The organism is Bradyrhizobium nivariense (assembly GCF_029846695.2).
Taxonomy (GTDB): Bacteria; Pseudomonadota; Alphaproteobacteria; order Rhizobiales; family Xanthobacteraceae; genus Bradyrhizobium.
Genome location: NZ_JARWCR020000010.1, coordinates 51,452 through 72,052 on the forward strand (window position 1 = coordinate 51,452; position 20,601 = coordinate 72,052).

Here is a 20,601-nt window from a genome sequence, read left to right on the forward strand (position 1 = left end):
TTGACCGGCGAGGCCGGTGATGATGTCCTGATTCCGTCGCTCGAACGCATCGTGCCCCTTCTCGATGGGGCGGTCTCTACTCTACGACGCACCATCTGCCCCGGATGCTCATGCCGGTGCCGCCAGAAACTTGGGCAGCCGGATCAGATTGTAGGTCGCAAGCGCCAGGACGAAGAACCGTCTTCCAATTTGAGCCGGCTCACTCTTCGTCCATATCCACCTGATCGGGGAGCAGGGGCTCTTCGCCGAACGGGCGATTGATGATACCGAGCGCTTCTGTGGCGGCATACACGCGGTTGCGCGAATAGCCGGTACGCTCTTCCAGAATGCCCGCTTCTTCCAGTTGAGCGATCGCCTGATGGACCTGCGGAGGACTGATGTCCAGCAGTTCGCCGAGCCGCTTGGCGGTCACGACCGGATAGTTGTGAAGTTCGTCGAGAGCGCGCGCAGCCGCTGACCCTTTGCGGAATTTGCGGCGTTCTCTCCAGACATCGGATAATTCGGACAGCGCCGCACGGGTCTGGATGAGTTCGTCAACCGTGCCGGTGACGGCGTCGGCCATGAAGGTGATGATCGGCTGCCAGTCCAGCCGTTGTTGGGCATCCTTGAGCGAAGCGTAGTACGTACCCTTTTTGCTCTCGATATACGGCGACAGGTATAGCGGCACGTGCTTCTCGGCCGCCAAGGATCGAAGCACATTCGCCGACCTCGCCGAAAACCCTCCCCAGGCTGGCGGTCGTTGCGGGATGAGAAACCAGCTCTTGGCCCAGTCTCATTCGCTGCCACAAGCTCTGGTCATGCAGCACACTCGATGCGGTCGAAGGCAACAATTAGCTTCGATCCGATCGCGTCTCGATTCGCCGCATATATCTCACCTCGGAGAACAGTCCTTTCGAGTTGGAAGCGATTGCGAGCATCGCGATCTTCTGCAAGCGGCGTTGACCTCATTTCTCGAAACATCGACCGGCAGGATCGCGCAGCAGATTTTTCTTCGTGCGATGTTCCGCTCCAAACGATCGTGTTCTATCCAAACAAAAATACAGTCTGGCTCTCGTAGGAGAGCGGACTATTCTGCGAGGCAACAAACTCTGTCCATCCAAGGACTCAAAGAACGAGCGGACGCAGTGCGATGACCATTCACCCAGGCAGACCGAGCATCAGCGACGACGAACTTCACAAGCGCTTCGCTCCGGTCTTTGAGACGATCGCGGCAGGTGCGGTGGCGCGCGAACGAAGCCGCACGCTGCCGATCGAGGAGATCAGACTGTTGAAGGAGGCTAGCTTCGGAGCGCTGCGTGTGCCGATCGAGTTCGGAGGGCTCGGCGCCACGCTCCGCCAGACGTTCGACCTCCTTATCGAGCTTGCGGCCGCGGATTCCAACCTGCCACAGGCGTTACGGGCACACTTCAACCTGGTCGAGGACTTGCAGCTGAACAAGGATGAGGCAGTCAAGGCGCGGTGGCTCGGAGCCATCGCGAACGGCGCGCTCGTCGGCGTCGCCGTTACCGAGCCCGGCCTTGGTGCGGTCGATCGCTACCGGACCGCCGTCACATCGGAAGGAGCCGCGCTGCGGCTCGACGGGCTGAAGTATTACACGACTGGCACACTTTACGCTGATCACCTGCTTGTCGCGGCCGACCGGGACGGCAAACGAATTACCGTCCTTGTCGACACCAGCCAGCCTGGCGTCAATGTTGAGGACGACTGGGACGGCTTCGGCCAGCGGCTCACGGCAAGCGGCACGGCGACGTTCAAAAATGTCACGGTCACCCAGGACCGGATCATCGGTCCCGGCTATGGAACGGAAGGCCGGGTGTTTGGAACGGCCCACGTTCAGCTGATCCTGCTCGCCACGCTCGCGGGGATTGCGAAACGTGCCGCGGCCGATACGACCGACTGGATCAAGGCGCGAACCCGCACGTTCACCCATGCTGTCGCTGACCTGCCACGCAACGATCCCCTGGTACAGCAGGTCATCGGTCAGCTCTTCAGCGCGGCCTTTGGTGCACGGGCAACGGTCCTCGCCGCGGTCGACGAGCTCGCGCGGACGCTTGATGGTGCCCACCAGGACCCTCAGCGGCTCGATGCCTCCGAACTTGCGGCGGCGCAGGCGCAGGTGACCGTCATCAAGCTCGTGCTCGACGCCGTGACCACGCTTTTCGAAGTAGGCGGCGCCTCTCTCAGCTCGGAGAAGCTCGCCATCGATCGGCACTGGCGTAACGCACGTACCATCGCCTCCCACAACCCCGCGATCTTCAAGCTCCGCGCAATCGGTGCGTACGAGTTGAATGGCGAGACACTTCCGTATGCCTGGAGTGCTGGCGTTCGTCAGACAGGACAACAGGGCGACTAGCACCCCACTTTCTCGCGAGCTTCACGCGTCGAGACGAGGCACGTCCAGATCCCGCCTTCGGCGTCGCGTCATTCTTCCTTCAGGAGAGCCACGTGTCCAACACCAAACGCAAAGTCGCGATCATCGGAGCAGGACTTTCCGGGACAACCGCCGGACTTGGCCTTGTCAATGCGGGATTCGACGTCATCATTTACAGCGATCGAGACCGGGCGTCGCTGCGTAACGATGTGCCTCCGACGGGGACGGCTGTCTATTTCGGCAAATCCCTCGAATACGATGCCGAGCTCGTCGAGGATCTTTACGACATCGGGACCAGCACCGGGATGAGTGTTCGGATCTTCTCCGGCACCGGCGAAACCCGAACTCCTGTTATCGAATTCGACAGTGCCTTCAACTATCGGGCGCAGGCGGTCGATACCCGGCTCCGTGCCGACGATCGCCTCGGTCGTTTCCTGGCACGAGGCGGCAAATTCGTCGTGCGCGCGGTCACCCCGGAAGACCTGGACGCGATTGCGGCGGACGCCGATCTCACCCTCGTGGCGACAGGCAAGGGCGGCTTGTCGGCCCTATTCCCGGTTGATCCGGATCGCACTGTCTACGCCGACCCGCAGCGGCACCTGCTGCTCGCAACATTCAAGGAGCTGGATCGTGCCGATCATCAGTTCGCCTATCGCAGCTCGGACGGCGCGAGGCACAACTGGTTCAACATCTATGCCGATTTCGGCGAGACCTTCTTCGGACCTTATCTGCACAAGGATCTCGGCGCCACGCGGGCGTTCATTGGGTTCGCCAAGCCCGGCAGCCCGTGGATCGACATCTTCAACACCGTAACCGATACTCAGAGCGCGCGTGACGCCGTGGTGAAACTGTTCGCGACTTATTTTCCTGAAGATGTGGAGCTGATCGATCAGCTGGAGCCTCTGCACGAGGATCCGCACTCCTGGCTCCTCGGCGCAGTCCCGCCGACTGTTCGACGCGCCGTAGCCCGCACCAAAAGCGGACACGCTGTTGCTGCAATCGGAGATGCCGCAGTCTCCTTTGATCCGCTTGGCGGTCAGGGCGCGCAAAATGCAATCGTCCAATCCGTGCTTCTGATCCGAGCGCTCAGGGAGCACAAGGACAAGATCACCTACGAATGGCTGCAGGATCAATTCAACAGGCATTGGGACCATCGCGCCGAGGCAGCGACGGAAGTTACCAGGCTGTTTTTGGGTGATGAAAAATACAAGACGCATGCTGAGCTGCTATTCCCAGCCGCTGCCGTCAACGCAAAGATCGGAAGCGCGTTCTTGGATTCCTCTCTGAGCCACAGCCCTTGCTCGCTATCCAGACCCGAGAGCAGATAGACAACTTCATCGCGAATTTGGCGGGAGAAGCGGCCGAAACCGTCTTGGCGAGGTTCAAGGCACCGAGCCAACTTGCGCGGGCGAAAGCGCTCGAGCGTGTGATTGTGTTGTCTTAAGCCACCTGGTCGTAACAACGCTCATGTGCATATCCTTGCATGGAACGAACAGCTTCCGGCGACCGATTACGTGCGGCGTGAACCATCCCGCCACGGTGCTCCGGATCGTAAGACCCAGAAGATGCCATTGAGCACACGGCGTCGTTTGCCCGAGGAAGGCCGCGCGGCTTGTTGGGCAGCATCGGCTTTATGGCAGCCCATTCAAAATCGGCGAGTTCATAGCGCATGATTCGAGCCCCCAGTTTGGGAATTTGAATCACAAGCGTCCGGATGCTCCTTGCCAGCGCGGTTCTGCACCTACTGGGCAAAAGCAGACATCAATGGGCCGATGGTCTCCGCTGAATCCGTCGAAAATGCCCCTCGTCGGATACTCACCGACATCCGCACTTCGCGAAAGATTCTAGTTTGTTCGGCCGAATTTCCGTAGTCGCTTCGCCCCGATGAAAATCCGATATTCGGCAAGCGTCTGGAATTGGGCGAATGGCCAGATTACGGCCGTTGATTCTTTTTTGCTTAGATGGATTGCCTTGCCGTCGCCCAGGTAGAGCGCAACGTGCGCTCCCCAAGGGCTGGATGTCCGATTGAATAAAAGCAGGTCCAGTGCCCGTAGCTCCCCCGTTACGACGACAGTTTCCTCGACGTCTTCCCAAAGGTTGCTGGAGCGAAAAGGCGAGATTTCGTGGCCGAAGTGCTTAAGCAAAGCGTATGCAAAGTTCTGGCAATTTGGGCTCTCTGAAATGCTCGGTAGAAGCGGCGCACTACCATCGTGATCTTGATCGTATTTGATGCGCCAGAACTGCGCCGGTATCGTATCGGTCGTGTATTCCATCTAAAGCCTCCCCGCCCAACCTTGGCTTTCTCGGTTAGCGGTCGCTGCTATATTAAGTCAAGCCAGCAATGTCGGCTAGCGTGAAGGTTTGCGGATGCCGGCTCCGTGCGCGCGGCGTCACCGTCATGGGGCCGGCATCCGAAAACCTTCACAGAAGCGGCCCTCATGCCTAGGGCACGCCAGCCCGCAGCTTCTGTTTTGCAATTACCCGCACGGGTGGGAAAACGACGCAGTCCGCAACGTCAAACAACACCGAGATGCTTCGGTTGAACGAGTCCGCGAATGCCATGGCGTCATGGCACCGTTCATCAACGATGCGAGTGCCGAGCGTACAATGAGGTGTCCATTGTCCCGGCCGATAATGGGGCCGGCAATAGGCTGGGTCGATAGCTGCGCTGACCGAAGCGTGCCACCTCCTGAGGGCTGCATCGTCCACAGGCTTCATCCAAAGGACAAGGGGCGGCCCTACAAACCATCGAACGCACCTAAACTCGATGCGCAGTTGCACTTCGCTCGCGGCGACGCGCAGCATTGCTTGCCGTGCGGTCTCCTCCTCAATTTCAGGCGAGTCATAGATCGCGAACGTAAAATGTGGCCGGTAGCCGAGAGTGCGCATTGAGGGCTCGTCTTCGAATGCTGCAACCTGGTCCCACAGCTGTTCGACCTCACTTGCGGAGCCGCCATCGGCTCGTATGTTGATCGCGATTGCCATCGATCGCTCTGCCCGTAGAAATTCTTACAACTTTACCTGCGCGTCTGAGGTCTGCAATGGTAGAGTCGAGGATGGGCGCGGTAGCTCGGGGCCTATGGCCAACGCCCCGTTTCCCATCCCCGCTCATCAAACCGGGCGTGCCGATTTCCGGCACCCGGCTTTCCGACTGGCTTCACCGCGCGGTCACGGAAAGCGCACTAACCGCACGCGGCTTTGGCACGGTCAGTAACTCTCCTTTGCCGCTCGACACAGCAATCTCCGGCGGCGCCTGTCATTGATGGTGTTTGCAGGCTCATCGCCAATCACCACGACCTCGCCATCTTCAAAAGCGCGCCAGAAGTCGGGGCCCGTTGCTCCACCGGCGTTACCCGGCATCAACGCTCTTACTGCCCCGTCCGACTCCCGCCATGGCCGCCGCCTTTCGCGACGTTGAGGCCGCTACCCTCGCCCTTGACGGGTCTCCCCCTGTAACTACGAGCCACCCTTCCGACGTGCCGTGCCCACTACCCCGGCGGATCGCGTGGGTGCGCGTGTCGATTGCTTCCCCACACGTGCGGCCTTCCCCAAATGACCGGAGGGTCGGCATCCGCATTAGAACTTTCGAGGCCTGCTCGGGCTTCACTTTGTTACGGCCCATCGGATCGCTCAGCAGCCCAAGGCCGCCTTTGTCGCAGGGCTCCGACCCAACCAGTTACCCGGTCGTGCCGCCTGCCAGCTTCCGGACCAATCGACAATTATCCGGGTGAGACCCTCCCTCACTGATAGTTCGCGCCCTCGGGGCGCACGGTCATTCGCGTCGATCTGCCCTGATTCACGACTTCCGGGCTACCCCCGGCTGCGCCGGTCTTGTAGGTCCGCGATGTCGTCAGCAGCAATGGCACCGACGGCGCCAGGATGAAGATGTTAGCGACCGTCGGATCGGCCGCGGTCGCATACTGGCTGTACAGCATCACGCCGGGCGCGATGTCCCAAGTATAGCCGATGCGGCCGGTGATGGGATTGAACGTCGTCGAGAAAGGATATCCCTTGGCAGATTCCAGGACGCCATTGGGATCGAACCGGGTCCGGTCTAGCTTGATATTCTCAAACCGGATGCCGCCGATCAGCGCGAAAGTCGAGGTCAGCTTGAGGCGGTCCTCGAACGATAGCGAGGCGGTGTCGAGGTGAGTGTAGATCTTTTCGTCGCTGCGGGGACCGTAGAGCCCGCGGGCCGGGTTGAGCAGATCGACGTAATCGTTGAAGAACAGCGTGTCCTGCCAGACGTTGAACTGGTTGCTGCTCGGCGCCACCGAAGGCAATCAGCCTCCCAACCGCCCTCTCAGCAGAGGAATATTTCCACCGGCGCCTCACGCGCACGACGATTCTTGCATTCTCGCAAGGCGATCTACCAAAGCATCAAATCGTTGCTTAGAAAACACGCAGAGCGCACGACTTTTCGCCAAGCTCAGCACCGAAACCCTTCGCCTTCGTTGGAGACTGCCATGTCGCGCTTGCCGCTTCACACCATCGATGATGCACCAGCGCTCGCGAGGCCGCGCCTAACCGCGGCGCAGCAGAACAATGGCTATCTGCCAAATCTGCTCGGACTGCTGGCAAATGCACCCGTCGCGCTGGAGGCCTATCAAACGCTTTCCGCGATCAACGCGAAGGCAAGCCTCAATCCGGCGGAACGTGAGGCGGTTCAGATCACGGCTGCGGCGATCCACGGCTGCGGCTTTTGCGTCGCCGGACATACCGCGATCGCATACAAGAAGATCGACTTGGACAAGACGATCGTCGACGCGCTGCGGGGTCTCGAGCATGGACCCGATGCGAGGCTCAACGCAGTGGCGGAGTTCACGAAGGCCGTCATCCGAAACCGCGGTAATGTGGCCGATCGCGAACTGGCGGACTTCCTGGCTGCAGGTTTTGACGAGGCCGCTGCGCTGGAAGTAGTGCTTGGCGTCAGTCTCGCGACGTTGTGCAACTTCAGTAACAACCTCGGCCGACCGGAGCTCAATCCGGAACTGGCGCCGTATAAATGGCGTGGCGCTGAAGTGGAGGCTGCGGAGTGACCACGGTTGCGATCGGTGGCTCGATCCTGTCGAGCGAGATCCGGGCTTGGCTCGATCATAACTCACTACTTTTCGACAGAGTCTCCGACGGCGCCTCTGCGATCGTTCCGACACTTGGCAGAGCCGGCCTGTTTGGGATCGGCGTGCCGCGCCACCTTGGTGGGCAGCAAGGTACCCGCCAAGGTGGTCGCGTGGAACCACACGGGCGGGTCCGCTCTCACCGTGCGCCCTGAGATCAGCAACGTGAAAGAGCTCGGCGGCAAGACCGTCGCCATCCCGTTCTGGTATTCGATCCACAATGTCGTACTGCAGACGTTGTTCCGCGAGAACGGTCTCGTACCCGTAGCCAAACGCGAAGGGCAGCTCGCAGCGAACGAGATTCAGCTCGTCGTCATGGCGCCGTCCGACATGGTACCGGCGCTGGCCTCGAACCAGATCACCGGTTACATCGTGGCCGAGCCGTTCAATGCCGCCGCTGAAAATCTCGGCGTTGGCAAGGTGCTGCGCTTCACCGGCGACGTCTGGAAGGACCACGCCTGCTGCGTTGTCTTCATGCACGAGCGCGATCTGCGGGAACGACGTGACTGGTCGCAAAAGGTCGTCAATGCCATGGTGAAGGCGCAGCTCTGGACCCGGGCAAACCGCGCTGAGACAGCAGCACTGTTGTCCAAGGACGGCGCCAACCGCTACACGCCGCACGCGACCGCCGTGCTGGAGAAGGTCCTCTCTCCGCCCGGGAGCGACAATGCCGAGTACCTGCAGAGCGGCGTCATTCGCAACGCATCCTGGCTAGAGCGCCGGATCGACTTCCAGCCCTACCCTTACGCGAGCTACACCGAGGAGTTGGTTCGCCGTCTGAAGACGACGTTGATCGAAGGCGATCATGCATTCCTCAAGGACCTCGATCCCGCCAGTGCCGCGCGGGAATTGGTTGATGACAGCTTCGTCAAGACGGCGATCCAAGCCGCCGGAGGCCTCAGGGCGTTTGGCTTGCCCGACATATTCGAACGGCAGGAACTGATCGTCGCATGAGCGTGAGCTTGACCACGGCCAATCCCCCTGCGACTGCAGCAGCCGGCCCGTCGATTGCGCCTGCGTACGCCTGGCGCGCCGCGCTGCTGAAGCGCACCATCGGCATTGCCGGCCTCGCCGTTCTCCTTGTCCTCTGGTGGAGCGGCACCACGTTGATTGCTGCGCCCGGCAGCTTCCTGCGACATTTCTCGCCGCTTGAGGCGTTCACGACGCTCGGCCGTCTTGCCACGCATTCCGACCTGCCGATCCATGTGCTGGTCAGCCTGCGCCGCGTTCTTGTCGGCCTCGGCCTTGCGCTGGTGATCGGTGTGCCGCTCGGGCTGGCCGTAGGCAGCTCCGCTTTGTTGAATTCCGCGACATCGCCGACGTTTCAGTTTCTGCGGATGATCTCGCCCTTGTCCTGGATGCCTCTCGCGGTCATGGTGCTGGGCGTCGGCGATCGGCCGATCTACTTTCTGCTCGCTTTTGCCGCGATCTGGCCGATCCTTTTGAGCACGGCCGAAGGCGTTCGACAGCTTCAGCCAGCCTGGCTCCGCCTTGCCGCCAGCCTCTCGGCGACACGATGGGAGACATTGCGCCACGTTGTCCTTCCGGGCGTACTTGCACACGTGCTGACCGGCTTGCGGCTCGCGATCGGCGTGGTCTGGATCGTGCTGGTGCCTTGCGAGATGCTCGGCGTATCGGCGGGGCTTGGCTATTTCATTCTCGATACCCGCGACCGGCTGGCCTATTCCGAACTGACCGCGATGGTTCTGGTGATCGGCCTCCTTGGCTTCCTGCTCGACGCGGCCGCGCGCGGCCTCAATCGCCTCGTGACCCACAGGCACTGACGATCGCATCGCTCAACTGTGGTGGACCAGGAAAACCTGATCAAGTCGACGCCCGATAGTCGAATGCTCGTGCGCGCCCGGTACGCTGTTGCGCGGATCATAGTCCAAGGTCGCTCGGTCGGCGCTTCTGTGGAACAGTCGTGCCAAGCCGGTCGAAATCAGGCGCGTCGACCGGCTCAGAGCTGGATGCGCTTATTGTATCTCGGGATAGCCAAGCTCAGCGGCTTCGCGCTCATATTCGGCCAAACGCTCGTAGGCGGCCGCATCGGGCACGGACAGAGCGTTGAGCTCCAGCACTCCACGTATGTCAGCGGTCTGCGGATCATTCACGATCTCGTACAGTACCTCGGCAAGCGCGAGCGCATCTGATTCCGTCGTATTCACCGACGTCACGAAAGGCAGCGACGGGCTCGGTGCGGTTTCGGCGAGTATCCGATATCGCTCGGCGGCGAAGGGACGGAACTTCTTGAAAAGCCCCCACGTCACATTGTCGATCGAGCAAACGTCGATGTCCCCCTTATCAAGGCGCTCGAGACTCGTGACGTGCGCGCCTGTCATGACGACAAAGGAAAAGAACGGCTCGCCGCCGGCGATCCGCGCAAGCGATAGACGCGGCAGGTTCATCCCAGAGTTCGACAGCAAGCTGTTGCAGCCGAATATTCGCCCACGCAAATCTTCCAGGCGGTCGGCCGGGTCATCGGACCGGACCATAAAGAAGGCCCGATGGCTGGATCCCACGCACCCCGGTATCGTGTAATGCGGCGTGGCCAGCATACGATACTGATCGCGATAGTGCTTGAACAACGGATAACCGCAAATCTGGGTAAAAAGAGTTCCTGGCCTGTCCGCATCGATGCCCTTGGCACCAAGCCGCCACCGCAATGCGGCCAAAAAGGCGGAATTGGCATCTTCCATCTCGGCAAGGCAGTACATCGGCAGGCTTGCCGCTTGCGTCATTTCGCTATTCGCGCCCGATTTTGATTGGTCAAGCATGGCTGCCGGTAAGCGTGAAACATGGTCCCGTCAGGACGTCGAATTCCTGGCGAAGCTGGGTGGATGAATCGGAATGAAATTCGGCGTCACGAACCATCGTCGCGCGATCTCGCCATAACCTCGAAATACGAATCCGCCGTTGTACGCCCGGATCTGCTCACGATGTTGCCGCCATACACGAGGGACTTTCCACCAGGGCAGCGTTGGAAAGACGTGATGAACGACGTGAAGATTGTTCCAGAGAAACAGTAAACCGAAGACCCAGTTCGATTCGACAACCGCGGTGCGTTCGCCGGGCCGCTCACCCCAGCGATGCTCGGTGAAGCTGCGCATCATGCCCAGGACAAGACCAGGGTAGACGAACTCCGCAAGGTATTGCAACGCGGACATGTCGAACACCTCCGCCACAAGCAGCAGGATCATGGCTACTGCGATGAAGTGGTGAGCCCAGATGCCGAGATCTGCGAGGTCTCCGGCAACCATCTTGCCAACTTCCTTGACGAAGAAGTGTGGTGTGCGCAGGAACGGACCAATAAACAGGCGCCCCAGGAACGTCTGGTTGACGATCAGAAGCCATCTCGACAGATTGCCGTAGTCCTCCCAATCTTCCTCCTCATGATAGTACGATTCCGTATCTTCTCCCGGATAGGTGAGATGGTGGTTGCGATGATGCCGCGAATGCGATCGGCGATACAGCTCGAAAGGGAACCAGATGCCGAGTGGCGGCCAGACGAGCGCGCGACGCAACCACCCCGGTATCCCCCGTAGGCTGTGAATCGCCTCGTGCTGCAACGAGAAATGCCATTGCACGACGTAGCCTGCCAGCGGCGCCGTGATCCACCATGGGACATAGCGATGCGAAGCGAGCAGACACAGCCAGGTCACGTAGATCGCTGCCGCCACAAGAAATGTCGGCCCATCGTGTCGCTCAAACCATGATTCGGAAGCAGGGTTGCTAACAGCGCCAAGCAACAGACCGCGTGTCGCGCGGTTCGAGCCAGCAGGTCCGGCATTGCCATCGTCGGAATTACCCGGAGTGAAGCTTGGATCGCCCGACGACATACGTACTCCGTCATAGACGCGCCGGATCGTACGCGGACTGCGCAGCCCTCATCCCGTCATCGTCACCAATTGATTTCCGTGTGGCACGCCCCCAAAGAGACGTGGAGTGCAATTGCGACCTTGAGGCTCGGATTCAGCGAGGTCAACGGAATGAATTTCTGAATGTTGGAAGCTGAGGAGAAGCTCGCTTCACGACTTCCGTCGTTCCTGGCCGTTCATTTGCAGATCGAAATATACCGGTCGCAAATATGATCAATCGGAAAATAGGTTTCTCATCAAGTTGATGCGTTCCCGGTCGCGCAAACGGTTTCACACCGCGGTCTACCCGCCCACGTCATCATTTAAAATCAATTAAGGGCCGATCTTGACCCGGGTGATTCCGAGGTTTGCGGATGGTCAGATCACCATCAACCGGCTGGCGTCAGAAAGATCGGCGAGGTCCAGATTCGTGACTGGTCGCGCTGTCGGGCTGTGATGAATGGCGAATGTTCGATGGCCTTCGCGAGACCAAGCGCCAAGAGGAGCCTTCGGATCTCCTCAGGAAGACCGCGAGCATTGATACCGCCAACAACGCAGCCAATTGGAGAGCGCCGACTACGGCTGTCTTTGGGCTGATTTCCAGATGAATATCTTGCCACATCAACATAGCGAGCGGCGTTTTGGACGGCGAGCTCAAGAACATACTCAGGGCGAGATCATCGAATCCGGCGAGAAAAGCGAAAAGAAAGGCGCTGGCGAGGGCTGAAACGAGAAGCGGCAGCGTAACTGTCAGGAAGGCCGTCATCGGCGCGGCGCCCAGACCGACTGCCGCTCGCTCGACATCCATGTCGCTGTTTTGCAAGGCGGCCGTCATGATGATGACCACGTAGGGAAATCCGAGAACCGTAAAGCCCAGCCAGAAGCCAGCGATTGTACCGTTGAGCTTCAACGCAACAGTGAGGAAGAACAATCCGATCCCAAGCACGATTTGGGGCAGGATCATCGGGACGATTGCGGCCAGCCACATGACCCTGCGCGCGCGAAAGGCACCTCTGGTTAGAAAGACGCTATAAGCTGTCCCCACCAGCGATGCCGTGGAGGCGGAAAGTGCGGCCATGCTGAAACTGAAGAGTGCTGCGTCGCGCCAGCGCTGATCGGCGAGCAGTGACTTAAACCAGCGTGTAGAAAGGCCCGGTGGTGGAAACATGAGATAGGGCGCATTGCTGAACGCGATCATGACGACGACGATCATCGGCGCCAGCAGGAACAGCAGCACCAAGATGAAGAGGACGAAGAGACAAGGACTGGCGACAAAAGCCATTGCGTCGCACAAAGTAAGAAGCGCTACCGCCACCTGGCCGATACCCAATCGCCGATCCCAGGCACCACTGCGCGGGCCGCCTTCTCCGGACCGCCATCGATCGTGCCCGACAGCTCCCAGAGGGACAATGTTCCGGCGAAACAGCACCAGGAACGCGCTCACCCCGAAAAACAGCATGCAAGCCAGGGCGGCTGCGAAATCGAAATCCGCCAATGTCGAGACGCGGACTTCAATAGCCTGGGCCACCATGTAGTCGCCAGGGGCTCCAAGCATGGCTGGCGTGATGTAAAAGCCAAGGGCGCATAGAAAGACCAGCGCGCATCCGGCCGCCAGTCCCGGAAGCGAGAGCGGAAAAACGACCGTCCAGAAGACGGTCGCCGGGCCGCCGCCAAGACTCTGCGCGGCCTTGATCAGCGCCGGATCAAATCTCCGCAAGGCGCCGTAGAGCGGCAGGATCATCATCGGCAGAAGGATGTGGACCATGCCGACATAGCTGCCAAAGCTGCTGAAGACCAGCGGCAACGGCTCGCTTGTCAGGCCGACGGCAATGAGGAGCCGGTTCGCAATGCCGGAGCTGCCGAGAATCGCGATCCAGCTATAGGAACGGATCAGGATGCTGGTCAGATAGGGAATCGCCACCAGCATCATAACCGGAACGGCATAGCGGCGGATCCGGGTCGCTACGAAATAGGCATAGGGATATCCCAGCAACGCACACAGCCCGGTGACGGAAAACGCCATCCATAGGGTCTTGAGGAAAATTCCCAACAAGACGGGCGTGTGAATGATGTCGGTGTAGGCTTGAATGCTCCAATGCCCCTGATGCCGCAGGCTTATCCAGACTACGATGGCCATCGGCGAGGCGTAGCCAGCAATCAGAAGCGCAACTCCGGGCAAATAGAGAGCTATCCGTCCCGCCCGCCCACATCGCCCGTCGGAGAGTTTGGTTATCTTAGCCTCCGGCAATCCACCGTTCCCACTCAACGATGGCGCGTCGCAGGCCAGTTTCTCCCGTAGTATCCATCGCATTCCAGAAGGCATAGTCCTGGACAATCTGTCGCTCTTTGAGCCCGGGCGCCGTAGGCATCAACTCGGCGCGCTCTTTCGAGAGGTGTTGGAACGCTCGAGCGTTGGTGGGTCCATAGGTGATGAGCTCCGAGAATCTCGCCTGAGGCTCCGGACGGCTCATATAGGCGATGTATTTCTGCGCGTTCTCAACATTCACGGTTCCCTTTGGAACAGCCCAGGCTGCCCATTGCAAAATACCCTGATTCCAGCTCTTGCCGATCTTTGCTCCTTGATCATTTGCGCCGTCGATGCGCCCATTCCAGGCGCTTCCAATCGTTGCCTGTTGGTCGACCTGGAGCTGCACCGACTCGGCTCCGCTGGCCCACCATTTGACGACATTGCTTCGCAGATTGTCGAGGCTCCGAAAGGCACGCTTCCAGTCCAGCGGATAAAGCTTTTCGGGTGGAACACCATCGGCTAGCAGCGCGATCTCATAAGTCGCGCCATCTGCGGCATTGGTCCCGGTGGCAAGCGTCCGCCTTCCGGGAAAATCCCGAGAATTCCATAGATCGGCCCAACTCGAGGGAGTCTTGCTCCCGAACTTCTCGGCTTCATACGCAATCAGCATCGAGTAGATCATCGCCGGCGCGTAGTTCTTCTCGGCAGCAACGACGTCATAGCCCTCTCGGTCCTTGCTCGCCCAGAGATCGTAGTCGATGGGGAGCAGCAGTTGGTCCTTCTCGAAGTTGGCGATCGCGCCTCCGGAGAGCAGAGAGACGTCGTGCTTGGGAGCCCCTGCCAAGACTGCCGCCAACTGCACGCCGGACGCCACGCCTGGCTGATGAATGACCTTGATTCCGGTTTCCGCTTCGAAGGGTTCAGAGTAGGCCTTCAGTTGGGCGACACCCATGGACCCGCCGCCGTCATGGACGACCACGGAGTCGCTACCTTTTAGTATTGACCCCGCAATGGCTGGCGCCGGAAAGGTGAACCGCGCGCCGCCGGCCAGCGCCGCGCCGCCAAGAAATGTCCGTCGGGTGAGCTTAAGCGGCATGGGACTTCTCCTGATTTGCGACCGAGGATTGGTCGAATAGACGAACGCTACCCGGACGGAAGCGTAGAACGGCCACGTCGCCCGGCCGCCAGGCGCGCTCTCGCGCTGGCTGTTCGGCAATCAGCCGGTGTCCGGCCGCCTGCACCAGCACGGTTTGGGTCGATCCGCTGAAAGCAGTCTCGATGATGCGGCAGGCCTCGCCCTCCTCATGTTCGAGGCAAAGCAGGACGTCTTCCGGGCGAACCCCTGCCCTTGCGCCTGTTCTCGGACTATTCGTCGCAAGCGCATGTGCCAGCCCCGACGCAAATCCGGCAACGCGCAGACTGCAGCTGGCGAGCGGCAGGAAATTCGTGCGGCCGATGAAGTCAGCGACAAATGCATCGGCCGGCTGGTGATAGAGAGCTGCCGGCGTACCCACCTGGCGAAGCCGGCCATGATCCAGCAGCGCGATCCGATCTGCCATTGACATCGCCTCCTCCTGATCATGGGTAACGAGAATAACGGTGGTCCCGAGCTCTCTCTGAAGCAGCTTGAGCTCGAGTTGCATGTGCTGCCGCAGCTTCCTGTCCAACGCACTCATCGGCTCATCCATCAGAAGCACCGTCGGATTGGAGATCGTCGCTCGCGCGATCGCGACGCGCTGCTGCTGGCCGCCGGACAGTTCGCCGATCGATCGCGCACCAAGACCCGTCAGCTTGATAAGATCGAGTGCCGTTGCGACCCGCTGCCGGATTTCCTGATCCGAACAGCCCCGTCGCCGCAACGAATAGGCAAGATTCTCCGCGACACTGAGATGGGGGAACAGCGCATAGCGCTGAAACACCATACCGATGCCGCGTCGGTGGGCTGGCACACGGTCGATGGCTTGTCCGCCGATCAGGATCTGGCCGCGGTCTGGAAATTCGAAGCCAGCAATCGCCATGAGGGCGGTCGACTTCCCCGATCCGCTTGGACCAAGAATTGCGAGAAACTCGCCTGCCTGCACGGTGAGGGACAGATCATCGAGCGCGACCGTCGGGCCGTAGGTCTTGCTCAGCGATCGAACCTCGACACTTTGCCCCTTAACCGTGCTCATATCGGTCTCTCACCTTATGAGCGGAAGCGAATGATCGAGCGCCGAAAGGCGCTCAGGTGCTTCATCGGTCACGATGAACGTCTCCCCAAGGCTCATCGCAAGACCAGCTTCGCTGTCGAGAAGGATCATGTGCAGGAAGATCACCATTCCGGGCGCAATGGACACTGGATTGCCTGCATAGGCCATCGGCCACTCCATCCAAGCTGGTGGATAGGAAGTTCCGAGGCTATAGCCGCACGCGTTGAGTCTCGCGTGCTGGAACCCGTGGCGATCGAGTACCTCGGCGTGAGCATCGAACAAATCACCGAAGGTGAATCCTCGCTTCAGCCGCCGCTGGCAGGCGGCGAGAGCCTCGACCGCCCCAGCATGCATGCGACGTTGCGTAGCGCTCGCCTGCCCGACCAACGCCGTTCGCATGAGGACCACATGGTAGTGACGATAGGCTGCTGCGAACTCTACCGTCACCTGGTCGATCTCGCCGATCGTCCCTTTGCCGGTGAAATAGCGGCACTGCAGAGCATTATCGCCGGCCCCGCAGACGAAACGTCCGGCCGCCGGATCGCCTCCCGCCTTGAGGACCGTGCCGTACAGTTCGGCCAGGATGTCGGCCTCGGAATTTCCGGGCACGCACTTGGCCAGTCCGTTCCGCCATGCCTGATCGGCAATGCGGCCGGCGTCGCGAACATAGACAAGCTCGGCAGGAGACTTGATGAGGCGCAGGGCCGAGATCAGCTCGGACGCATCCTCCAATTTGGCATCCTTGGCAAATGCCGCGTCCACCAGCTTGCCGCGCTGCGCATTGAGCGTCGTGGCACCGTATTCGACGCCGATCCGGCTGCCGAACTTGAAGCGATCGCGGATCGCGCCAAATAACGTCTCCGCGGGGTTCGCGCCATGCTGATCGACCCAGACGCGTACATCGTCGACTGTCGAAGTCAGCCGTGCCTGCCGAATGTCCGCAGAACGCGTCAGCAACACCATATCGCCGCTAACGCCGAACCAAAGACACTGAAACTGCGAGTATCCGGATGTGTCATAGCCGGTGAGCCAATACATGCTTTCCTGTCGAAATATCAAAAGGCCCGACAGGCCAAGTCGGGTCAATTCATTTTGCAGTCGCTGCTGTCGTCCCTCGAACTCAGAGCGCGTGAAGTGAAGCGCCATTTTGTCCTCGCATCATGCCCGCCATTGTGAACTCCCCTCAATGATTCGACCGCTGCTACCCGATTTCAGGCGTCCGAATGCGTCAACACCGCTCAGAAGCTCAGCATATCGATGGTATTTGGGCCGGATCGAAATTGACCAGGAGCACGAATGACAATTGTCGTGAAAATCGCGCCAAGCGTGGCCGTCTCGTTATTCCCTTTAGTCGTTTGTATCCGTCAAATCCTCCCCGTCGTAAGATCTTCGACGCCTCCTGCCTCACCGGGCGACTGCACGGCTTGCGGCATCGGGGTTCTCGCAAAGTTGGCGAACGGCAGTTCATGGTCGTCAGGTCTTCTCAACGCATCATGTCCCCGCATTCTCAAGCCCAGTTGTGAAGGGGCGGATTTCGTTCGTTCAGCACGTAGTCGCCGATCAAATGATATTTCCACCGCACAGGGTCATGCAGCGTATGCGTGCGCGCGTTGCGCCAGTGCCGATCGAGGTTGAGGCTTGTGCGGGCATTGCTCGCGCCACCAAACTCGAATAGCTTGGATGAGGCGAACAGCGCCGTATCGTTTGCCAGCACTTTTCCCTCGGCGACCGCCACTGAGGCGCGCGCAACGTCCGCCTCGTTCTGATGGTCCCGTACCGCATCCATGATCCGAGCGGCCCGTTCAACCATCGCGCTGGCGGAGTGCACTCGGATTTGGAGATCACCGAGCGAAGCAATCGTATGGGGATCGTCCTGTGGACGTTCCACTCCACTATCGATCCAAGGACGCGAAGCCGCGCGCGCAAGCCGCACCGCCTCCGCAAAGGAGGCCCGCGCAATTCCGAGGTCGATCGCAGCATGCAGGAGCTGGGCGAAAGGACCGCTCAAGCTCGGCCTTGAAAACGATTTGTGGCGCTCGACAACATGCGCGGGATTGACCTCAACGTCATCAGCAATCACCGTGCCGCTTGCCGACGTTCGTTGCCCGAATCCGTTCCAGTCATCGACGACCGATAACCCGACGGCGTCGCGCTCCACATACGCGTAAACGACGTTGCCATCATCGTCGACGCCGGAGATGGGTATCCAGTCCGCGAACAACGCGTTGGTGCAATAGACCTTGTGGGCGTTCAATCTCAGGCCCGTGGCCGTTCGGCTGATGCGACTGCGAATGTCCTGCACATCCTTTCCGCCGGCCTCGGCGAACGCATTGCCGATCACTTTGCCGCGCAGCACTTCAGTAAAGAAGAAACGCTTCTGCTCTTCAGTGCCGATGCGATGCAGGTTCTCGAGCAACAGGTAGTTGTTCTGCGGAAGCTGCCCAATCGACGGATCGGCCTCCGAAATCGTCGCGACGACCTCGATGATGGTCTCGAACGAAACGCCGGCGCCGCCGAACTCGGGTCGGATGCCGATACCCCACAATCCGCTTTGCACAAATTGCCTGACTTCCTGGTGCGGCAGGCGCCGCTGATTGTCGCGCTCGGAAGCGCCGTTGGCGAGCGCCGGGGCAAGCTCTCGCGCGACCGCAAGCGCTTCCTCGGACGTACGGATCACACGAGCGGCAGCATGCGAGGACGCTCGATCCAAGTGCGTGATGGGAGGCGCTATATTCATGGCGGTTGCTACCTTTCAGACGCTCTGTGCGACGTGGCCAGGCCGACGAGAAATTCAAAGATGATCCGAGCGCAGAGAAAAGCGGCGAGACCTGCGGCATCGTGGAGTGGGCTAACGCAGTTGACGTCGATCGCAACGATGTTGAGGCGGCGGAGCGATCTTGCGACTTGCAAACCCTCGCGAGCCGTGACGCCCTCCCAGCTCGGGGTGATGACGCCGGGCGCCACCGACGGATCGAAGAAATCCATATCCCAGCAAATATAGACCGGACGATCGCCGAGCTGCAGGCTCACTTCGTCGAATATCGCCGCAATGCCGCGATCCAGCAGCTGCGCGATTGTTATTAGCTGATAGCCAAGTTGGCGAGCATGCGCATAAAGCCCCGTCGAGGAGACTGGACCGCGCAGCCCGATATGGAACGATGCCGTCGGGTCAAGCAGCTGTGACTCGACGGCTCGATGGAAGGCTGCCGGCCCCGCATTTCCAACCAGCGGATAGGCATCCGTGTGTGCATCCAAATGCACCACCGCGAGCTCCGGGTAACGTCGTGACACCGCGCGGAGCAGAGGCAGCGTGACGCTGCCGTCCCCTCCAATCATCACTGGAACCGCATTCGTGTCGACGAGAGTGCCGGCGAAATCGGCGATGGCGCGCTGAGAGGCGTCAAGGTCGCCATGCTGCACGCGCGCGTCCCCGACGTCGACCAGTCCGAGCGCCGCCAGGACGTCGCAATCGCTGTCGGGATCCACCGCGCGCAACTGGATCGACTGTTCACGCACGCTCCGCGGTCCAAGCCGCGAGCCCAGGCGCGAGGCGTGTTGACCGGCATCAAACGGAAGTCCGCCGATGACGGCTCGCGATTGCGGCGGTACGCGAGCCACAAAGGGCGCGCCCATGAAGGTGAGCGGGGCCGCAGCGTCAATTGGAGCGTCGTCAGCCATGCTCATGACGCAAGCGCGTCGAGGTATCGGTTCTGAACCTCGAAATAATTGCGAGCGTACCATTCGGCATCAACCGCCACCTGACGCGCGAGGTTTTCAGGTGACCCGGGGTTTTGCTCCTGCAATTCGGCCGGAACGAGCTTGTTAGCAGCCGGATTGATCGGCCCCCAACCAAGCCTTTTGAGCAGCGCCACCTGAAGCGCCGGATCTTGCGATAGCGCCACCCATCGCCAGGCGTCCTTGGCGTTCTTCGTTCCCTTCAGAACGTTCCAGGCGGCGATCAGGAGAATGGCCTCATTGAAGTGATAATTGACCCGTCCTTTCGTGTCCTCCTTCACGCCTTGCGCACGGGTATTCCAGAGGCTGCCGATCGATACCTCTCCCGATCGGAGCAACTGCTGGGCTTCCGACGTATTGCTGTAGAAGATCGTGTCCTTCTTGATCGCACGCACCTTCTCCAGGCCGCGATCGACATCCAGCGGGTACAGCTTGTCCCGTTCAACGCCGTCCGCCAGCAGGGCCGACTCCAGAACACCCTCGACATTGTTGCGCAACGCGCGCGTTCCCTTGAAATTCCGCGTGTCCCAGAAATCCTTCCAGGTTCGCGGCGGCGCCGCACCAAAGCGCGCGCTATCGTAAGTGATGACGAAAGAGAAGAAGTATGAGCCGACGCCCCATTCGGTGCGGAACTGGCTCGGCACCGCGTCGAGGTCGACAATGGATTCATCGACCTTTTCCAGCAGACCTTGCCGGCCGAGCTCCAGCGCAGACAGGAGATTTCGGTCGGCCACGTCCCATGCAACATTGCCCGACTCGACCATTGCCTTGATCTTTCCGGGCGTGGGACCCGTCGTGTCGAATGCGACACGACTGCCCGGATAACGTTTCACGAACTCCGCCGCGAGGACGTCACGCTGGACAGGCAGTGCGTCCCCACCCCAATTGGCAACCACGAGCTCGTTCTGCTGCGCATTCGCGGAAGATGAGAAAGCCAGGGAGCCTGTACCGACGCCCAGCGCTGACAAGAGTTGAAGGAAGTGGCGGCGATGGACGGTCTTGCCTTGCGTCGCCGCCCGGAGCGACCACTCGAGGTGCTGCGTATAATCGGTATCTTGCGAAAAGTCGGGCATGACATCTCCTT

Annotated in this window: 18 protein-coding genes and 1 pseudogene; 5 read left to right on the forward strand and 14 right to left on the reverse strand. The window is 60.3% G+C overall.

Features of this window, described 5'->3' with window-relative positions; all coding sequences use genetic code 11:
• Nucleotides 1-199: 199 nt before the first annotated feature.
• A complete protein-coding gene (locus QCM77_RS10915; RefSeq protein ID WP_279683380.1) occupies nucleotides 200-685 on the reverse strand; it encodes a Fic family protein in 486 nt (161 codons plus the stop codon).
• A gap of 444 nt (nucleotides 686-1,129) precedes the next feature.
• On the opposite strand from QCM77_RS10915, the gene QCM77_RS10920 reads away from it, so the two are divergent.
• Together QCM77_RS10920 and QCM77_RS10925 are read left to right on the forward strand one after the other, a co-directional pair.
• Nucleotides 1,130-2,353 carry an acyl-CoA dehydrogenase family protein gene (locus QCM77_RS10920; protein ID WP_279683381.1) on the forward strand — a complete coding sequence of 408 codons (1,224 nt, stop codon included), beginning with the start codon at nucleotides 1,130-1,132 and terminating at the stop codon, nucleotides 2,351-2,353.
• A gap of 92 nt (nucleotides 2,354-2,445) precedes the next feature.
• Entirely contained in the window at nucleotides 2,446-3,699 is a 1,254-nt protein-coding gene (locus QCM77_RS10925) for a styrene monooxygenase/indole monooxygenase family protein (RefSeq protein WP_279683383.1), read from the forward strand.
• A 200-nt stretch (nucleotides 3,700-3,899) separates the two neighbouring features.
• Here the strand turns inward: QCM77_RS10925 and QCM77_RS10930 are convergent.
• The 4 genes and pseudogenes from QCM77_RS10930 to QCM77_RS10945 form a co-directional block, all read right to left on the reverse strand.
• Nucleotides 3,900-4,045: pseudogene (locus QCM77_RS10930) on the reverse strand (transposase); the annotation flags it as partial.
• A 170-nt stretch (nucleotides 4,046-4,215) separates the two neighbouring features.
• A complete protein-coding gene (locus QCM77_RS10935; RefSeq protein WP_279683384.1) occupies nucleotides 4,216-4,644 on the reverse strand; it encodes an NlpC/P60 family protein in 429 nt (142 codons plus the stop codon).
• A 169-nt stretch (nucleotides 4,645-4,813) separates the two neighbouring features.
• Entirely contained in the window at nucleotides 4,814-5,356 is a 543-nt protein-coding gene (locus QCM77_RS10940; RefSeq protein ID WP_279683385.1) for a 2'-5' RNA ligase family protein, read from the reverse strand.
• 755 nt (nucleotides 5,357-6,111) lie between these two features.
• Nucleotides 6,112-6,645: a TonB-dependent receptor domain-containing protein gene (locus QCM77_RS10945; RefSeq protein WP_279683386.1), complete on the reverse strand. Its 534-nt coding sequence runs from the start codon at nucleotides 6,643-6,645 to the stop codon at nucleotides 6,112-6,114.
• A gap of 75 nt (nucleotides 6,646-6,720) precedes the next feature.
• Between QCM77_RS10945 and QCM77_RS10950 the strand changes: the two genes are divergently transcribed.
• From QCM77_RS10950 to QCM77_RS10960, 3 genes are all read left to right on the forward strand, one after another.
• Complete coding sequence (locus QCM77_RS10950; protein WP_279683388.1) at nucleotides 6,721-7,410, forward strand: carboxymuconolactone decarboxylase family protein; 690 nt, start codon at nucleotides 6,721-6,723, stop codon at nucleotides 7,408-7,410.
• 114 nt (nucleotides 7,411-7,524) lie between these two features.
• Nucleotides 7,525-8,442: an ABC transporter substrate-binding protein gene (locus QCM77_RS10955; RefSeq protein ID WP_279683390.1), complete on the forward strand. Its 918-nt coding sequence runs from the start codon at nucleotides 7,525-7,527 to the stop codon at nucleotides 8,440-8,442.
• Nucleotides 8,439-9,272 carry an ABC transporter permease gene (locus tag QCM77_RS10960; RefSeq protein WP_279683392.1) on the forward strand — a complete coding sequence of 278 codons (834 nt, stop codon included), beginning with the start codon at nucleotides 8,439-8,441 and terminating at the stop codon, nucleotides 9,270-9,272. Before QCM77_RS10955 ends, QCM77_RS10960 begins: the two co-directional genes overlap by 4 nt.
• Nucleotides 9,273-9,464: 192 nt before the next feature.
• Here QCM77_RS10960 and QCM77_RS10965 read toward each other — a convergent pair whose 3' ends face one another.
• From QCM77_RS10965 to QCM77_RS11005, 9 genes are all read right to left on the reverse strand, one after another.
• The gene (locus QCM77_RS10965) at nucleotides 9,465-10,229 is read right to left on the reverse strand and encodes a phosphate/phosphite/phosphonate ABC transporter substrate-binding protein (protein ID WP_279683394.1); all 765 of its coding nucleotides are present in this window, start codon (nucleotides 10,227-10,229) and stop codon (nucleotides 9,465-9,467) included.
• 66 nt (nucleotides 10,230-10,295) lie between these two features.
• Nucleotides 10,296-11,327: a fatty acid desaturase gene (locus QCM77_RS10970; protein ID WP_279683396.1), complete on the reverse strand. Its 1,032-nt coding sequence runs from the start codon at nucleotides 11,325-11,327 to the stop codon at nucleotides 10,296-10,298.
• 421 nt (nucleotides 11,328-11,748) lie between these two features.
• Entirely contained in the window at nucleotides 11,749-13,482 is a 1,734-nt protein-coding gene (locus QCM77_RS10975) for an ABC transporter permease subunit (RefSeq protein WP_279683398.1), read from the reverse strand.
• Between the two features lie 97 nt (nucleotides 13,483-13,579).
• Complete coding sequence (locus QCM77_RS10980; RefSeq protein WP_279683400.1) at nucleotides 13,580-14,689, reverse strand: polyamine ABC transporter substrate-binding protein; 1,110 nt, start codon at nucleotides 14,687-14,689, stop codon at nucleotides 13,580-13,582.
• Nucleotides 14,679-15,764: an ABC transporter ATP-binding protein gene (locus tag QCM77_RS10985; protein ID WP_279683402.1), complete on the reverse strand. Its 1,086-nt coding sequence runs from the start codon at nucleotides 15,762-15,764 to the stop codon at nucleotides 14,679-14,681. Before QCM77_RS10985 ends, QCM77_RS10980 begins: the two co-directional genes overlap by 11 nt.
• 9 nt (nucleotides 15,765-15,773) lie before the next feature.
• Nucleotides 15,774-16,928: a M24 family metallopeptidase gene (locus tag QCM77_RS10990; protein WP_279683403.1), complete on the reverse strand. Its 1,155-nt coding sequence runs from the start codon at nucleotides 16,926-16,928 to the stop codon at nucleotides 15,774-15,776.
• 361 nt (nucleotides 16,929-17,289) lie between these two features.
• Entirely contained in the window at nucleotides 17,290-18,459 is a 1,170-nt protein-coding gene (locus QCM77_RS10995) for an SfnB family sulfur acquisition oxidoreductase (RefSeq protein WP_279683404.1), read from the reverse strand.
• A 68-nt stretch (nucleotides 18,460-18,527) separates the two neighbouring features.
• Entirely contained in the window at nucleotides 18,528-19,523 is a 996-nt protein-coding gene (locus QCM77_RS11000) for an arginase family protein (RefSeq protein WP_347882363.1), read from the reverse strand.
• The gene (locus tag QCM77_RS11005; protein WP_279683408.1) at nucleotides 19,463-20,590 is read right to left on the reverse strand and encodes an ABC transporter substrate-binding protein; all 1,128 of its coding nucleotides are present in this window, start codon (nucleotides 20,588-20,590) and stop codon (nucleotides 19,463-19,465) included. Before QCM77_RS11005 ends, QCM77_RS11000 begins: the two co-directional genes overlap by 61 nt.
• Between the last annotated feature and the right edge of the window lie 11 nt (nucleotides 20,591-20,601).

Excerpts from the sequence above, each read along its gene's own strand:
- QCM77_RS10920 (WP_279683381.1), top strand. The coding sequence starts at position 1,130 with ATGACCATTCACCCAGGCAGACCGAGCATCAGCGACGACGAACTTCAC.
- QCM77_RS10935 (WP_279683384.1), bottom strand. The coding sequence starts at position 4,644 with ATGGAATACACGACCGATACGATACCGGCGCAGTTCTGGCGCATCAAA.
- QCM77_RS10940 (WP_279683385.1), bottom strand. The coding sequence starts at position 5,356 with ATGGCAATCGCGATCAACATACGAGCCGATGGCGGCTCCGCAAGTGAG.
- QCM77_RS10960 (WP_279683392.1), top strand. The coding sequence starts at position 8,439 with ATGAGCGTGAGCTTGACCACGGCCAATCCCCCTGCGACTGCAGCAGCC.
- QCM77_RS10965 (WP_279683394.1), bottom strand. The coding sequence starts at position 10,229 with ATGACGCAAGCGGCAAGCCTGCCGATGTACTGCCTTGCCGAGATGGAA.
- QCM77_RS10970 (WP_279683396.1), bottom strand. The coding sequence starts at position 11,327 with ATGTCGTCGGGCGATCCAAGCTTCACTCCGGGTAATTCCGACGATGGC.
- QCM77_RS10975 (WP_279683398.1), bottom strand. The coding sequence starts at position 13,482 with ATGGCCATCGTAGTCTGGATAAGCCTGCGGCATCAGGGGCATTGGAGC.
- QCM77_RS10980 (WP_279683400.1), bottom strand. The coding sequence starts at position 14,689 with ATGCCGCTTAAGCTCACCCGACGGACATTTCTTGGCGGCGCGGCGCTG.
- QCM77_RS10985 (WP_279683402.1), bottom strand. The coding sequence starts at position 15,764 with ATGAGCACGGTTAAGGGGCAAAGTGTCGAGGTTCGATCGCTGAGCAAG.
- QCM77_RS10990 (WP_279683403.1), bottom strand. The coding sequence starts at position 16,928 with ATGGCGCTTCACTTCACGCGCTCTGAGTTCGAGGGACGACAGCAGCGA.
- QCM77_RS11000 (WP_347882363.1), bottom strand. The coding sequence starts at position 19,523 with ATGGTACGCTCGCAATTATTTCGAGGTTCAGAACCGATACCTCGACGC.
- QCM77_RS11005 (WP_279683408.1), bottom strand. The coding sequence starts at position 20,590 with ATGCCCGACTTTTCGCAAGATACCGATTATACGCAGCACCTCGAGTGG.